13 protein-coding genes are annotated in these 14,595 nt (G+C 61.0%); 6 read left to right on the forward strand and 7 right to left on the reverse strand.

Translation table 11 applies throughout. The annotated features are described in order from the left end of the window. Nucleotides 1-32 precede the first annotated feature (32 nt). From ACS5RD_RS17505 to pyrH, 7 genes are all read right to left on the reverse strand, one after another. Nucleotides 33-170, reverse strand: a complete 138-nt coding sequence (locus tag ACS5RD_RS17505; RefSeq protein ID WP_202905541.1) for a hypothetical protein — start codon at nucleotides 168-170, stop codon at nucleotides 33-35. A 97-nt stretch (nucleotides 171-267) separates the two neighbouring features. Beyond that, the gene (gene rseP / locus ACS5RD_RS17510) at nucleotides 268-1,605 is read right to left on the reverse strand and encodes an RIP metalloprotease RseP (RefSeq protein WP_489928445.1); all 1,338 of its coding nucleotides are present in this window, start codon (nucleotides 1,603-1,605) and stop codon (nucleotides 268-270) included. A gap of 1 nt (nucleotide 1,606) precedes the next feature. Further along, nucleotides 1,607-2,788, reverse strand: coding sequence for a 1-deoxy-D-xylulose-5-phosphate reductoisomerase (gene dxr / locus ACS5RD_RS17515; RefSeq protein WP_489928446.1), 1,182 nt, complete (start codon nucleotides 2,786-2,788; stop codon nucleotides 1,607-1,609). Beyond that, nucleotides 2,789-3,586 (reverse strand): phosphatidate cytidylyltransferase, encoded by a 798-nt coding sequence (locus ACS5RD_RS17520; RefSeq protein ID WP_489928447.1) that lies wholly within the window; start codon nucleotides 3,584-3,586, stop codon nucleotides 2,789-2,791. Then, on the reverse strand, nucleotides 3,583-4,260 hold the full coding sequence (uppS, locus tag ACS5RD_RS17525) for a polyprenyl diphosphate synthase (protein WP_235815501.1): 678 nt from the start codon (nucleotides 4,258-4,260) through the stop codon (nucleotides 3,583-3,585). The genes ACS5RD_RS17520 and uppS overlap by 4 nt, the downstream gene beginning before the upstream one ends. A gap of 142 nt (nucleotides 4,261-4,402) precedes the next feature. Further along, on the reverse strand, nucleotides 4,403-4,966 hold the full coding sequence (gene frr, locus ACS5RD_RS17530) for a ribosome recycling factor (RefSeq protein WP_489928448.1): 564 nt from the start codon (nucleotides 4,964-4,966) through the stop codon (nucleotides 4,403-4,405). A gap of 110 nt (nucleotides 4,967-5,076) precedes the next feature. After that, entirely contained in the window at nucleotides 5,077-5,808 is a 732-nt protein-coding gene (pyrH, locus tag ACS5RD_RS17535) for a UMP kinase (RefSeq protein ID WP_054004584.1), read from the reverse strand. A gap of 197 nt (nucleotides 5,809-6,005) precedes the next feature. On the opposite strand from pyrH, the gene miaA reads away from it, so the two are divergent. The 6 genes from miaA to ACS5RD_RS17565 all read left to right on the forward strand — a co-directional run bounded on the left by miaA (nucleotide 6,006) and on the right by ACS5RD_RS17565 (nucleotide 14,496). Further along, nucleotides 6,006-6,866: a tRNA (adenosine(37)-N6)-dimethylallyltransferase MiaA gene (gene miaA, locus ACS5RD_RS17540; RefSeq protein WP_489928449.1), complete on the forward strand. Its 861-nt coding sequence runs from the start codon at nucleotides 6,006-6,008 to the stop codon at nucleotides 6,864-6,866. Between the two features lie 141 nt (nucleotides 6,867-7,007). Beyond that, on the forward strand, nucleotides 7,008-7,856 hold the full coding sequence (locus tag ACS5RD_RS17545) for a helix-turn-helix domain-containing protein (RefSeq protein WP_489928450.1): 849 nt from the start codon (nucleotides 7,008-7,010) through the stop codon (nucleotides 7,854-7,856). 371 nt (nucleotides 7,857-8,227) lie between these two features. Next, a complete protein-coding gene (locus ACS5RD_RS17550) occupies nucleotides 8,228-9,922 on the forward strand; it encodes an ABC transporter substrate-binding protein (protein ID WP_489928451.1) in 1,695 nt (564 codons plus the stop codon). Between the two features lie 136 nt (nucleotides 9,923-10,058). Beyond that, nucleotides 10,059-11,144: an ABC transporter permease gene (locus ACS5RD_RS17555; protein ID WP_054004587.1), complete on the forward strand. Its 1,086-nt coding sequence runs from the start codon at nucleotides 10,059-10,061 to the stop codon at nucleotides 11,142-11,144. A gap of 7 nt (nucleotides 11,145-11,151) precedes the next feature. Beyond that, entirely contained in the window at nucleotides 11,152-12,321 is a 1,170-nt protein-coding gene (locus ACS5RD_RS17560) for an ABC transporter permease (protein ID WP_489928452.1), read from the forward strand. Nucleotides 12,322-12,408: 87 nt separating this feature from the next. Next, a complete protein-coding gene (locus ACS5RD_RS17565) occupies nucleotides 12,409-14,496 on the forward strand; it encodes a dipeptide ABC transporter ATP-binding protein (RefSeq protein WP_489928453.1) in 2,088 nt (695 codons plus the stop codon). Nucleotides 14,497-14,595: the final 99 nt, after the last annotated feature.

The raw sequence follows: 14,595 nt of genomic DNA on the forward strand, positions 1-14,595 counted from the left end.
AGGATAATCTGGGCCGCAGTTTTGCGCCAAGATCAGCGGTGAAACAGCGCCGTGCCCAGGAAGGCACCTGCCAGCAGACCGACAACCACGGTGCCGACGGTGAACAGGCGGTCCCAGTTCAGCCAGACCAGCAGCGACAGGCCTTTGTAGCTTTTCATGACTGCTTGCATGGTCTTGCCCTTTCCGCATCAGATGATGGGGAAAATCTACGCCGGGAATGTGGCAGTACTGTGGCTGGTTGGGGGGGCCGGCGCTCTTTGCCCGGCCTTATTTGCAGGTTAAATCATTGCCCAAAGCGAAGAACATGAAGCTAAGCACCGCGACAAGGCCGATCAGCATCAGGATATTCATCACGGCAGGTGCCGGCGGGCGGCGGAACACAGCTTCATAGGCGAAGAACACCAGATGGCCGCCATCAAGCACCGGGATCGGGAACAGATTGAGCAGGCCAATGCCCAGCGACATCATGCCGAGATAGCCGACGAACTGCTCTAACCCTTGGCGGGCGGCGTCGCCCATCACCTCGGCCATACCGACCGGACCAGAGAGGTTGCAGGTGCTGATTTGGCCGGTGACGATGTGCCACAGCCCGGAAAGCGAGGATTTCGCAGTGAAATAAGCCTGATCGACGGCAAGGGTGACAGTTTCCCAAGGCCCCGGCTGGCGGGTTTGCGGCTGGAACAACATCCCACCCGACAGGCCGATCATCCAACGGGTTTCAAAGCCGCCGCCGTCTTTCGGCAGATCGCGGCGGTTGGGGGACAGGGTAATGTCGATGATCTGGCCTGCGCGCCAGATTTTCAGCGCGATGGGTTGGCCTGCACTGGCTTCAACCAAAGCGGGAAGCTGGCTGAAGGCGGTCACATCTTGGCCAGCGGCTTGGATGATCACATCGCCAACCTGAATGCCTGCATCGCCACCCGCGTTGCGCGGCATCACCGCACCGACCATCGGCAGGAACGGATGCGCGCCTTGCACGTCGAGCGTTTTGCCAGCGCGTTCAATGCTGTAGGTGACGGCAGCTGCGGGGGGCAGCGCGTTGGCGGTATTGGCGAAGGTTTCGATATCGGGGGTGGCGGTACCGTTCAGCGCCAGAATTTTATCGCCGGGTTGGATGGTCTCACCAACAAAGGGCGAGGCATTGACGTGGCCCACCACGGGGACTTCGGTAGCAACCCCGGTGTAGGTGATCAGGCCGATGAACACGATCAGCGCGAGGATGAAGTTGAAGACCGGCCCCGCGGCGACGGTGGCGGCACGCGCCCAAAGTGGTGCGCCAAACATGGTGTGGCGTTTTTCCTCGGGTGTCAGGCCCCCCAAAGCCGCCTGATCGGGGGCAGAGGCTGCATCCTTATCGCCAAGGAATTTCACATAGCCGCCAATCGGCAGCGCCGCGATCTGCCATCTGGTGCCGCGTTTATCGACCCGAGAATACACCACCGGGCCGAAGCCTAACGAGAACACCTCGGCATGGATGCCAGACCAGCGCCCGACGATGTAATGGCCGTATTCATGCACCGCGACGATCACCGCCACCGCGACGATGAAGAACAAGCCCGACCAAACCGCACCGCCAAATGACGCCGCAAAGCTGCTGAAATCCACGCTAGCTGCCCTTTACCATTTTCACCGCCTCGGCGGCCCTGATCCGTGCCAGATGATCCATTTGCAGCACATCCTCAAGGGTGAGGGCGGCGATTCCAAGGCTGCAATCTGACGAAACACGGTTAAGTGTAGCCTCAACTACGGCAGCCATCTGCATGAAGCCAAGCCCGCCTGCGATGAAATGATCCAAGGCGACCTCTTTGGCGGCGTTGAAGGCGGCCCCTGCCAGACCGCGTGTGGCCATCACCTCGCGCGCCAGACGCAGCGCAGGGAAGCGGGTCTCATCGGGCGCGCGGAAGGTCAGACCGCCCAAAGCGGCAAGGTCCAGACGCGCCACGGGCAGGGTTTGGCGATGGGGCCAGTGCAAGGCATAGCCGATCGGGTGGCGCATATCGGGCGCACCTAGGTGGGCCATCACCGCGCCGTCACGGAAACCGACCAGCGAGTGGATGATCGATTCGGGGTGAATGATCACCTCGATCTGCGCGGGATCTACGCCGAAAAACTCGCGCGTTTCAATGACTTCCAAGGCTTTGTTAAACATCGAAGCCGAGTCGATGGTGATGCGTGCGCCCATGCTCCAGTTCGGATGCGCCAAAGCTTCGGTCACGGTGGCATCGCAGAGGCGCTCCAGCGGCCAATCGCGCAACGCGCCACCCGAGGCGGTCAGGATGATGCGTTCTACCGCCGCCAGATCTTCGCCGACCAGCGCCTGAAAGATCGCGGAGTGCTCAGAATCCACCGGCAGCACCGTGGCTTCATTGGCCGCCGCCGTCGCCATCAGCAACTGACCAGCCGTCACCAAGCTTTCCTTATTCGCCAGCGCCAGCTTGCCGCCGTGACGCAAGGCGCGCATCCCCGGCACCAAACCAGCCGCGCCGACAATCGCGCTCATCACCCAATCGGCGGGGCGGTCGGCGGCGTCATGCACGGCCTGCGTGCCTGCGGCCACAGCAATGCCCGTGCCTGCCAAAGCGTCGCGCAGCGGGGCCAGGCAATCGTCAAAGGCCGTCACCGCGACTTCGGCGCGCAGGGCAATCGCCATCTGCGCCAGTCGCGCCACATTGCGCCCCCCTGTCAAAGCGACCGTGCGGTAGGCTTCCGCCCCGCCCTCGCGCATCAAAAGATCAAATGTGCTTTCCCCCACCGATCCGGTGGCACCAAAGACCGAAATCGAGCGCATCTAGCCCCCAATCGGCAGATCAAAGAAACGATTGCTGGTGAGGATCATCACCAGCACCATTGCCCCGGTCAACGCGTCAAAACGATCCAGCACGCCACCATGGCCGGGGATCAGGGCAGAGCTGTCTTTCGCGCCCACCCGGCGTTTCAGCCAGCTTTCCACAATATCCCCCATCTGGCCTGCGAAGGAAACAAAGGGAGACAACACAATCAGCCAGACGCTGCCGTGCCCGGCCACAACGAAGCAAGCGCCCAAAACTGCAGCGCCGATCCAGCCCGCAATGGTGCCAGACCATGTTTTCTTCGGGCTGATTGCGGGCCAGAATTTCGGCCCACCCAAGATACGGCCCGCAAAATAGCCCATCACATCCGAGACAATCACCACGCCCAGCAGCCACAGAAAGGCGATGGTGCCCTGCTCGTCGCGCAGCACGAACAAGCCGTGGCCCGAGACCAGAACCGCCACCGAAATCGCCGCGACTGCTTTTTGTTGGCGGCGCGGTGTGGCCATGAAAGCCAAGGGCACGAGGGGAAATACGATCCACGCCGAAACCGAGGGCCAACCCTCATCCGCGATCATGCAGAGGGCGGCAAGCGCGGCGATGGCCAGCGCGAGGCGGGGTTCAGCGGGCTGCGACAGCCGGGCGAGTTCCCAGATCATCACCGCCGTCAGCAGCGTGATCAGGATCAGGAACCACCACCCCCCCAGCCAAATCTCCACCGCGCCCACCGCCAGCATCACCGCCGCCGACAGCACGCGTGGCTTCAGATCGCCCCATTGCGCGGATTGCAGGCTCATGCCGTTGCCACGCCGCCGAAACGGCGGTCCCGATGGCCAAAGCGGGCAAGGATGGCGACCAACTCATCAATGGTGAAATCCGGCCACAGGGTTTCGGTGAATTCGTATTCGGCATAGGCGGCCTGCCATGGCAGGAAATTCGAGGTGCGGGTTTCTCCGCTGGTGCGGATCACCAGATCAGGGTCGGGGATATTGGCGGTATCAAGGTGCTGGCTGATCGTCGCGTCGGTGATCTGGGCCGGGTCAATGCGGCCAGCAGCCGCCTCGGCAGCAAGCGCGCGGATGGTGCGGGTGATCTCATCGCGGCCCCCGTAATTGATCGCCACGGTGAGGTTCAGCCGGGTGAGGCCAGCGGTGCGCGCCTCAATCCCGGTCATCAGGCGTTGCAATTTGGCGTCAAGCTTGCTGCGGTCGCCAATGAAGCGCATCCGCACGCCGTCAGCCGCCAGACGATCGGCCTCACGTTCGATGTAACGGGCGAAGATCGACATCAGGCCGAGGACTTCTTCGGTGGAGCGTTTCCAGTTCTCGGTGGAAAACGCGTAGATCGTCAGCCATTGGATGCCGATTTCGGGGGCGGCGCGGACGATTTGTTTGACCCGTTCGGCACCTTTGCGGTGACCGACCAGCCGGGGCCAGCCGCGATTGGTGGCCCAGCGGCCGTTCCCATCCATGATGATGGCGACATGCGCTGCCTCGCGGGTCTTTGTGTCGGATTTATCGCCCAAGGACCGCGCCCTACCTTGTGAAGTCGCCCGAATATGGGCTGGAAATTTGTACAGAATGTGGCGCGCAGTTGGCCTGCGCGCCAAGGCGTTAAACCTGCATGATCTCGGCTTGTTTGTGTTCCAGCGCACGATCGACGGCAAGGATGGCTTTGTCGGTGAGGTCTTGCACCTCATCCGACCACATCTTCTGGTCGTCCTCGCCCATGCCAGCGGCTTTGGCCTTTTTGATCTGGTCCATGCCATCGCGGCGCACGTTGCGGATCGAGACTTTGGTGTTCTCGGCATAGCCTGCGGCAACTTTGCTCAACTGCTTGCGGCGTTCTTCGTTCAGCTCCGGGATCGGCAGCCGGATCAGCGGGCCATCGGTCACCGGGTTGATGCCGATACCACTTTCGCGGATGGCTTTTTCGACCTTGGAAATCATCGCCTTATCCCAGACGTTGATCACCACCATGCGCGGTTCCGGCACGTTGACGGTGCCCAGCTGGTTGATCGGGGTCATTTGGCCGTAGGCATCGACCATGATCGGCTCGACGATCGAGGCCGAGGCGCGACCAGTGCGCAGCGAGGCAAATTCCACCTTCAGCGCGTTCATCGCACCGTCCATCCGGCGCTGGATGGCGTCGAGGTCAATTTCAAGATCGTCCGACATAGGGTCTTCCTTCGTGTCTTCGGCCCAAAGTGGTTGGGCTTTTGCCGTTCTATAACAGCAAGTGGTTTGGCAGGTATAGGGGTTTAGGCAGTGGCGGGGTGAACACCGCCCTACCCATGCACCCTTGTGTAGGTGCCCTGCCCCGCAAGGATGGTTTTGAAGCCACCGGGTTCGTCCAAGCTGAACACGATGATCGGCAGGTCGTTGTCGCGCGCCAAGGCGATGGCGGAAGCATCCATCACACCGAGGTGTTTTTGCAGCACTTCATCATAGGTCACGGTGTCGTAGCGCTTGGCGTCGGCGTGTTTCTTCGGGTCTTTGTCATAGACACCGTCAACCTTGGTGCCTTTGAAGATCGCTTGGCAGGCCATTTCATTGGCGCGCAGGGTGGCTGCGGTGTCGGTGGTGAAATACGGGTTGCCGGTGCCTGCGGCGAAGATGCAGACGCGCTTTTTCTCAAGGTGTCGCACGGCGCGGCGGCGGATGTAGGGCTCGCAGACCTGATCCATCGGGATGGCCGAGATGACGCGGGTAAAGACGCCGATGGATTCGAGTGCCGATTGCATGGCGAGGGCGTTCATCACCGTCGCCAACATGCCCATATAATCGGCGGTCGTCCGCTCCATGCCCTGAGCGCTGCCTGCCAGACCGCGGAAGATATTGCCGCCGCCGATCACCATGCAGATCTCGACCCCCAGATCGCGGACGGATTTTACTTCCTCGGCGATGCGTTGCACGGTGGGCGGATGCAGGCCATAGCCTTGGTCGCCCATCAGCGCCTCACCGGAGATTTTCAGCATGACCCGGTTGTAGGTCACTTTTGGCTCGCCGGGGTGAGACATGGGGTATCCTTAGGTTTAATAGCAGGAATGGATGGGCCGGATTGACTGGCGGCTAAAATGTCGCAAAACGGGGGCGGGTTCAACGGGGGAAGCGACATGGGGCGTCGCTTTGCTGCGCTAGCCGCTTGGGGGTTTCACACCCCCAAACCCCCGTGGGATATTTATGCCAATGTGAAAGGGCTGATGTGAGTTGTGATGTGAGCCGGATTTCGCGCGAGGCTCCGGTGTTGATTGCCGGACCTACGGCGAGTGGCAAATCCGCTTTGGCGCTGGAATTGGCGGCACGGGATGGCCGCATCATCGTCAATGCCGATGCGTTGCAGGTTTATGACTGCTGGCGGGTGTTGTCGGCGCGGCCATCGCGCGCGGATGAGGCGGTGGCGGAACACGCGCTTTATGGTCATGTCGGCCGCGATCAGGCCTATTCGGTGGGGCATTGGCTGCGGGAAGTGCAGGCGGTGCTGGATCGTCCGGTGGTGATTGTGGGCGGCACGGGCCTGTATTTCAGCGCTTTGACCGAAGGGTTGAGCGAGATACCCGCGACTCCGGTTGAAGTGCGCGCGCTGGCGGATCGGCGGTTGGCGGAGGAGGGGATTGCGGCCCTACTGGCCGAGTTGGACCCAGGTACTTCGGCGCGGATTGATCCGTTGAACCCCGCGCGGGTGCAGCGGGCTTGGGAGGTGCAGGCGAGCACCGGGCGGGGTTTGGCTGCGTGGCAGGACGCGACCGGGCCGGCGACCTTGCCGCTGGCCGGGGTGGAAGCGCTGGTGATCCGGCCCGATGTGGCTTGGCTCGATGCGCGAATCGCACGGCGGTTTGAGATCATGCTGGCCGAGGGCGCGCTGGACGAGGTGCGCGCGGCCCTGCCCCATTGGCAGCCCGTACAGGCTTGGGCGAAGGCGATTGGTGCGCCGGAGTTGGTGGCACATTTGCGCGGCCAGATCAGCTTGCGCGATGCCGCAGAGGCCGCGACTTTGGCAAGCCGCCAATATGCCAAGCGCCAGCGCACTTGGTTCCGGTCGCGGATGAAACACTGGCGCGAAATCACCCTGCCCTGAGCGCTTGATTTCCGCCCACAGAGTTCTCCACAGCTTTCCGCGCCCGCTGTGGATAACTTCCGCTGCCTGCCATCTTTTCGCTTGGGTTGTGTTGCAACCCTCGGTTACATGTTGGAAAAATACAAAAGCAGGCAGCGCATCATGAAGACCCCTCAACCCAAAACTGGCCCGAAAATTGACCCCAAAGCTGGCCCGAAGTCTGGTCCCGATACCGATCAAATGCGGTTGATCGCGATTCCACGTCTGGCGGCGGGCGGGCGCTGGCGGGTCGAGGCGATGCGGTCTTTGTCTGAGGGCTGTTTTCTGTGGTTCACCAAGGGTCAGGGCCGCATCACCATTGCAGGCCAGACCCGGGGCTATACCGCCAACAACGCGATCTACATTCCCCCCGGCGTGATGCATGGCTTTGAGGTTGGTCCGCAAGTGTTTGGCACAGCGGTATTTTTCGGCAAAAACTCCACCGTTACTTTGCCAGCGGAGCCGCTGCATCTGCGCATCCGTGAAGTGCATGCGCAGCAAGAGGTCAATGTCACGCTGGATATGATCCAGCGTGAGATGGACAGCGACACCCCTGCGCATGATCGCGCGACGCGGCATTATCTCGGGCTTTTGGGGGTGTGGATTGAGCGCCAAACCAGCAAAGCCAGCGCTGAAACCCCGCGCCCGGATGCGGCCAAGCGCTTGGTCGGGCGCTTCACCGCGCTGCTGGAGAAAGAATTTCGTCGCGGCAAGGGCGTGGGCGAATTGGCCTGCGATCTGGGTGTCACGGCCACTCATCTGACGCGCTGCTGTCGCGAGACCTGCGGGCGCTCGGCAATTGATCTGTTGCAGGATCGCCGGATCTTTGAGGCCCGCCGTCTGCTGGCGGAAACCGACATGGCGGTGGGGCAGATCGGAGCCAGCCTTGGCTTTACTTCGCCCGCCTATTTCACCCGCGCGTTTCAGCATCTGACCGGGTCTTCCCCCAGCGCTTTTCGCCGCGCGATTTGACCCAATCGACGCCTTTGGCGCGAAAGCTGTCGTGACTGCAACGATTCGTCCGCGATGGCGGACAATGTTCCGCGTGGGGCGGAAGTCATGGCACACTATGGTATGCCGGGGCGATGCCGGTTTTTGCAGCGGTTTGGGCACCGATTCCGGCAGGGCAATGTCGCTAACGTTACATGCAAGGGCGAATCCAGCCGTTGACGGATTGGCGGAAAAGGTGCCGAATAGGGGCGTGAGACGCATCAATGCCGTTGCGGAAGTTTCGGGTGCCCGTCGTGGGGAAGGGCCACCGAAAGCCGCATCGGTTCAAGCGCATCGCCAGATTAGAAACGGCCAAAAAAACGTAAAGGCTTTAGCCTTACAGGGAGATACCGATGACCGATACCCGCACCACCGAGCGCGCCTTGCACCCGGCTGCTTACATGCACGCGCAGGAAGTTCAGGACGGCAAGCTGAGCCGTCGTGAGTTTCTGTCGCGCACCACCGCTTTGGGCGTTTCCGCCGCTGCGGCTTATGGCCTGCTCGGGCTGTCTGCCCCCGCTAAGGCACAAGACGCCAAGGTTGGCGGCATTCTGCGCTGCGCCATGGAAGTCAAAGCCCAGAAAGACCCGCGCACCGCGGATTGGCCGCAGATCGCCAACATCTATCGCGGCTGGCTGGAATATCTGATCCAGTATAACGCTGACGGCACCTTCGAGGGTCGCCTGCTCGACAGCTGGGAAGCCAATGCGGATGCGACCGAATACACGCTGAAAGTCCGTCAGGGCGTCAAATGGAACAACGGCGACGCATTCACGGCTGATGACGTGGTGCGCATGTTCACCCGCTGGACCGATGGTTCGGTCGATGGAAACGCGATGGCGTCGCGCTTTGCCGGTCTGGTCGAGTCGGTGGCTGCGAAGAATGCCGATGGCACCGATAAGAAAGACGAAGCCGGCGCTGCCGTGATGATCAACAAGCTGCGCGATGGCGCTTTGGTCAAAGTGGATGACGCCACAGTCAAGCTGGTGATGTCGCAATCTGACATCGCCGTTGTAGCGAACCTTGCCGACTATCCGGCGGCTGTGGTGCACTCGTCCTATGTCGATGGCTCGGACCCGTCCACCAATGCGATCGGCACCGGGCCTTACATCCCGCAAGAAGTCTCGGTCGGCCAAAAGGTCGTGTTGGTGCGCGCGCCGAACCACACTTGGTGGGGTGGCACTGCTCCGCTTGACGAAGTGCATTACATCGACTTCGGCACCGACCCGTCTGCCATGGTGCAGCTTGCCGGTTCGGATGAGATCGACACCAACTACGAGACCACTGGCGACTTCATCGAGCAGATGGATGGTCTGGGTTGGAAGAAAATCGAAGCCGTTACCGCTTCGACCATCGTGGTGCGGATGAACTCGGCCAACGGCGATCTCTACAAGGACAAAGCCGTCCGGCAAGCGATCCAGAAAGCGGTTGATCCGAAGGTTGTGCTGGAGCTTGGCTATAACGGCCTGGGCACCACCGCAGAAAACCACCACGCCTGCCCGATCCACCCGGAATACGCCAAGATCCCGGCGCAAGTCATTGATCCGGCTGGTCTGATGCCTGCACTGACCGCTGCTGGCCTTGACAAGACCGAGTTCGAAATCATCTCGCTGGACGACGGTTTTGAAGCCGCCACCACCGATGCCGTCGCAGCCCAGCTGCGCGACGCCGGGGCGACGGTGAAGCGCACCGTGATGCCGGGCTCGACCTTCTGGAACGACTGGCAGAAATACCCGTTCTCCTCGACCACCTGGAACCACCGTCCGCTGGCCGTGCAGAACATGTCGCTGGCCTATACCTCGACCGGTTCGTGGAACGAATCCGGTATGGCGAACCCGGATTTCGACGCGGCAATGACCAAGGCTTTGGCGTTGGACAACGCTGACGCCCGCCGTGAAGTCATGGTGACACTGGAAACCATCCTGCAAGACGAAGGCTATATCATTCAGCCTTACTGGCGCTCGCTGTTCCGCCACGCCAAAGAAGGCGTGAATGTCGAGATGCATCCGTCGTTCGAGCATCACCACTACAAGTGGTCGCTGTCCTAAGCTGATACCGGTCCGGGCACCTCAGGTGCCCGGACCTTTTCGTCCCGACTACACTCGACCCGGACTTATAAAAGACTGAACGCAGGCAACAACGCACAGTCAGCGGCCCATCGTTTGGCGCATAGGGGAACCATTGATGTTGAAATTCGTGGCAAGGCGCTTAGGCGTCATGGTCTTGACTGCGCTGGCGCTGACCTTTGTCGTGTTCTACCTGACCAACCTGCCGCCGAATCTTGAGAAGCTGGCCCGCACCGAGGGCTCGGTTCGGATGACCGATCAGGCGGTGGCCTCTTGGATCGAAAACAACGGCCATGGTGGGTCGGTGTTTGGCCGCTATGCGCAGTGGCTTGGCGTCGCCCCCGGCTGGAAGCTAACCGATGGCAAGGGTGTCACGCGCGGCCGCTGCATCCAGAACAACGCGGACCCCGCCACCGCCGCCACATACTGCGGCGTGTTGCAGGGCGAATGGGGCTTTTCTACCGTGTTCAAGAAACCCGTGCTGGAATCTGTGCTGCAAAAGCTGGGCTCCACCGGTTGGCTGATGATGTGGGTGATGATCGTCATGGTCCCCGTCTCGCTGATCATGGGGGTGTTGTCGGGGATGCGCGAAGGCTCACGGCTTGACCGCAGCCTGTCGATTGTCGCCATCGCCACCACAGCCACACCGGAATATGTCTCGGGTGTGATCCTGGTGGCGATCTTCGCAAGCGCCACCGCAGGGATATCGCCGCTTCTGCATGAATGGGGCTGGATCAGCGGCAAGACGCTGTTCCTTGGCACCGCGACAAGCGCCATGGACAAGATCACCTTTTGGAACTTCGCTTTGCCGGTGCTGACCATCGCGCTTTATGGCATCGGCTATATCGCCCGGATGACCCGCGCCAGCATGACCGAGGTGATGACCCAGCAATACATCCGCACCGCGCGGCTGAAAGGTGTGCGGTTCCGCGATGTGGTGCTGAAGCACGCGTTGCGCAACGCTTTGATCGCGCCGTTCACCGTGATCATGCTGCAATTCCCGTGGCTGCTGAACGGCGTGGTGATCACCGAGGCTTTGTTCAACTACAAAGGCTTCGGCTGGACGCTGGTGCAAGCCGCTGGCAACAATGACATCGACCTGCTTCTCGGCTGTTCGGTGGTCGCGGTCCTCGTCGTTCTGGTCACACAGCTGATCTCCGACATTGGCTATGTATTCCTGAACCCCCGTATCCGGCTGGCATGAGGCAAGAATGAACACCGAACTGCTATCCTGGGGCCAGATCATTGCCCGCATCCTTCAGCAATTCCTGCCCGTCTGGATTGCGCTGATCATCACCTTCACCGTCTCGATCCGCTACAAACGCAAGCTGGGGCTTTACGGCAAATTGTTTGACAGCCCGGTGGGCATGATTGGCTTTATGCTGGTGATGTTCTGGGTCTATACCGCGATCTTCGCCGATGTCATCGTCACGATGGACCCGATTGCGCAATTTGGCCGGGTGAAAAACCCGTTGCCCGGCACGCCGCTGATTGATCCAAAACCCGGCCAATACGCCTACTTCCTGCTGGGCGGCGACCACCTTGCCCGCGATGTGTTCTCTCGCGTGGTGATGGGCGCGCGCCGGGTGCTGACGATTGCGCCAGCCGCCACCACCTTCGCCTTCATCATGGGGGTGACGTTGGGCCTGCCTGCGGGCTATTTCGGCGGCAAGCTCGACATCGCTTTGTCGTTCCTCGCCAACCTCGTGCTGGCCTTCCCGGTGATCTTGCTGTTCTACCTGCTGGTCACGCCGGAAATCCGCAACACGGGCATTCCGGTGGTGCTGGCGGCGGTGCTGTTCATCTTCCCGGTGATCTTCTTTTGCACCCTGTTCAACTCGCGCTTCTTCACCAACCCGCCGAAACGCAACCTCTATGTCGGCGTCACACTGGTGATCGGGCTCTGGGCCTATTTCGGCCTCGCCTTCAACTTGGACCCGTTGGGTGTGTGGTCGATGGACCCGAACCTGCTGAACGTCTTTGTCTCGGTGGTGTTCGTGAACTCGCCCACGGTGTTTCGCATCGTGCGCGGCATCGTGATGGATCTGAAAGCCCGCGATTACGTCGCCGCTGGCCAGACGAGGGGCGAGTCTGCGTGGTACATCATGCTTTGGGAAATCCTGCCCAACGCGCGGGGCCCTTTGATCGTCGATTTCTGCCTGCGGATCGGGTATACTACGATCCTGCTCGGGACCCTGGGTTTCTTCGGTCTGGGTGTGTCGCCGGAAAGTCCGGATTGGGGGTCCACCATTGACGATGGCCGCAAACTGTTGTCGCTCTACCTGCATCCCGCCATCACCCCTGCGCTTGCACTGATGAGCCTCGTGCTGGGTCTGAACCTGCTGGCCGATGGTCTGCGCGAAGAAAGCCTAAAGGACTGACCCTTTTGGTCATCCTCTGTGCTCAAATATCCTGGGGGTCCGGGGGCTAGCCCCCGGTCCTATCCCTCCCGTCAAAGCGAGGCTGCCATGACTGACACCACCTGGGATCCATCGAAACCGATACTTGAGATCGAAAACCTCTCGATCAGCTTTTTCACCAGGCTGCGCGAAATCCCGGCAGTGATGGATTTCTCCTGCTCAGTGATGGCGGGCGAGTCGATGGGCTTGGTGGGAGAGTCTGGGTGCGGCAAATCCACCGTCGCCTTGGCGGTGATGCGCGATCTGGGCAAGAACGGGCGGATTGTTGGTGGCACCATCAAATTCAAGGGCCGCGATCTGACCCATATGAACGACGAAGAGCTGCGCCACATTCGCGGCTCTGAAATCGCGATGATCTACCAAGAGCCGATGGCCTCGCTGAACCCCGCGATGAAGATCGGCGCGCAACTGGCCGAAGTGCCGATGATCCATCAGGGCATGGCCAAGGACGAGGCGTGGAAACTCGCGCGTCAAATCGTCGCCGATGTCCGCCTGCCCGACCCCGACCGCATCCTGCAAGCCTATCCGCACCAGCTTTCCGGCGGCCAGCAACAGCGCATCGTCATCGCGATGGCGCTGATGTCGAAACCCGCCCTTCTGATCCTCGATGAGCCGACCACCGCCTTGGATGTGACTGTTGAGGCCGGCATCGTCGATCTGGTCAAGGACTTGGGCCATAAATACGGCACCTCGATGCTGTTTATCTCCCACAACCTTGGCCTGATCCTCGACGTTTGTGATCGCCTCTGCGTGATGTATTCCGGCGAAGCGGTGGAAACCGGCAACGTGATCGAAGTCTTCGACAAGATGCGCCACCCCTATACCCAAGCCCTGTTCCGCTCGATCCCGCTGCCGGGGGCTGACAAAAACAGCCACCCCCTCGTCGCCATTCCTGGCAACTTCCCGCTGCCGCATGAGCGGCCAAAGGGCTGCAATTTCGGCCCACGCTGCGATTATTTCCAAGACGGCCGCTGCAACGCCGCCGAAGTGCCGATGTTCCCGGTGCCGGGCGATGACCGTCACGCCACCCGCTGTATCAAATGGACCGAGATCGACTGGGACGCCCCCATGACCTTGAAGGCCAGCAAGCCCAAGACCCCGATCGGCAAAGTCGTGCTGAAGATGGAGGATCTGAAGAAATACTATTCCGTCTCCTCGGGCGGCTTTGGCAGCGGCACGACAAAAGTGGTGAAGGCCAATGAAACCCTGTCGTTTGAGGCCCGCGAAGGCGAAACCCTCGCCATCGTCGGCGAATCTGGTTGCGGCAAATCCACCTTCGCCAAGGTGCTGATGGGGCTGGAAACCGCGACGTCGGGCTCGATCCTACTGTTCGATGAAAACGTGCAATCCACCCCGATCCAGCAGCGCAACACCGATACAGTGTCCTCGGTGCAGATGGTGTTCCAGAACCCGTTCGACACCCTGAACCCCTCGATGAATGTCGGCCGCCAGATCATCCGCGCCTTGGAGATTTTCAAGCAGGGCAAGTCGGACGAGGAACGCCACGCCCGGATGCTGGAACTGCTCGATCTGGTGAAACTCCCCCGCGCCTTTGCCGAGCGGATGCCGCGTCAGTTGTCGGGCGGGCAAAAGCAGCGCGTCGGCATCGCGCGGGCGTTTGCGGGCGGAGCCAAGGTTGTGGTCGCCGATGAACCTGTCAGCGCGCTTGATGTGTCGGTGCAAGCCGCCGTCACCGACCTTCTGATGGATATTCAGCGCGAGAACAAAACCACCCTCTTGTTCATCAGCCATGACCTTTCCATCGTGCGCTACCTGTCTGACCGGGTGATGGTGATGTATCTCGGCCATGTGGTGGAAATGGGCACCACCGATCAGGTGTTCCAGCCGCCCTACCACCCCTATACCGAGGCGTTGCTGTCCGCCGTGCCGATCGCCGACACCAAAGTCATCCGCAAACGCATCGTGCTGGAAGGCGATATTCCGTCGGCGATGAACCCGCCCCCCGGCTGCCCGTTCCAGACCCGCTGCCGCTGGAAATCTCAGGTGCCGGGTGGGCTGTGTGATATCGAGATGCCGCCGATGCGGACGCTGGAGGGCGGCCATCAGATCAAATGCCACCTGAGCGACGAATTGCTGGCCTCGATGGAGCCGGTGATCAAAATCGCGGCGGAGTGATTGAACGGAGCGGTGGGGTAAAACCCCACCCTACGCTGCTTTGGATCGGCTTTCGCGCCTCACCACGCGTGGATGCCTCCGGCGGGGATATTTAAACCA

Source organism: Cypionkella sp. PAMC25878 (genome assembly GCF_058135695.1).